The following is a 523-nucleotide window of genomic DNA, read 5'->3' as shown; positions in this document are numbered from 1 at the left end:
GTCTGTGGGTGGGGGTGGTTATCGGAGGATGGGGTAGCGGCGCACCAGGGGGGTGGTGGCCCACCAGGTGCCGATGCCCCAGGTGGTGCCGGCGCCGCCCAGGGCCAGGCCGGTCAGGACGACGGCGTAGACGAGGTGGTCGTCCATGAAGGGGTTGTTCTGCAGGGGCAGCTCGGCCGCCCACATCAAGACCATCATCAGGGCGCCGGCGGCGGCGGCGATGCGCAGGCCCGCCCCCAGGATCAGGGCGGCGCCGACGCCCAGCAGGCCGAGCATGAACAGCCAGTCGACCCACACCTGCCCGGCCAGGGCGGTGAACACCCCGCCCAGGGCGTTCTCACCGGTGCCCTTGAGGAACCCGGTGGTGGGGCTGGCGCCGGTGATCCAGGCCCGCTCGGCCGGGGTGGCGAACCCCCACCCGAAGAGCTTGTCTGCGAACGCCCACAGAAAGACCCAGCCCAGGCTGATCCGAGCGACCGCCCAGACGTAGTCGACCGGCCGCTTGACGACCTGCGCGGGGGCG

General features: G+C 72.3%; 1 protein-coding gene. It reads right to left on the bottom strand.

The window, feature by feature from the left end:
- Positions 1 to 18: 18 nt before the first annotated feature.
- On the bottom strand, positions 19 to 523 hold a 505-nt coding region (locus ACTOQ2_RS44085; protein WP_440108027.1), incomplete at its 5' end, for a hypothetical protein.

The organism is Streptosporangium sp. H16 (genome assembly GCF_051918855.1).
Taxonomy (GTDB): domain Bacteria; phylum Actinomycetota; class Actinomycetes; order Streptosporangiales; family Streptosporangiaceae; genus Streptosporangium.
This window is presented reverse-complemented; position numbering and strand designations above follow the sequence as displayed.